Below are 394 nucleotides of genomic sequence, written 5' to 3' on the forward strand. Positions count from 1 at the left end.
CACCGTGCCGACCCGGGTACGGGTGGACGGTGCGCAGCGGGTGGTGCCGTGGCTGCGGGCGTTGCAGGAGCAGCAGAGCGAGTCCCGGCGGTTCGACTTCGTGGCGCTGGCCGACCTGAGGGCGTGGAGTGACCTGCCGGGCGGGGTCAACCTGTTCGACAGCATGGTGGTGTTCGAGAACTACCCGTTCGATGAGGCCGCCGGCGAGTCCGGCCTGCGGATCCGTGAGGTCCGGGCCCTCGATCCGACCAACTTTCCGCTCGCCCTGTCCGCCTACCTGGCCGACCGGCTCCACTTCGACCTGGCGTTCGATCCTCGGCTGTTCGACGCCGCGACCGTGCGGCAGCTCGCCGAGCGGCTGCGGCTGGTGCTGGCGGCGATCGGCGCGGAGCCC

1 protein-coding gene is annotated in these 394 nt (G+C 71.6%); it reads left to right on the plus strand.

The window, feature by feature from the left end:
- Positions 1-394, plus strand: a 394-nt coding sequence (locus HC031_RS32335; RefSeq protein WP_167929252.1) for a condensation domain-containing protein, incomplete at both ends; no start/stop codon positions are given.

The organism is Planosporangium thailandense, from assembly GCF_011947195.1.
Lineage (GTDB): Bacteria > Actinomycetota > Actinomycetes > Mycobacteriales > Micromonosporaceae > Planosporangium > Planosporangium thailandense.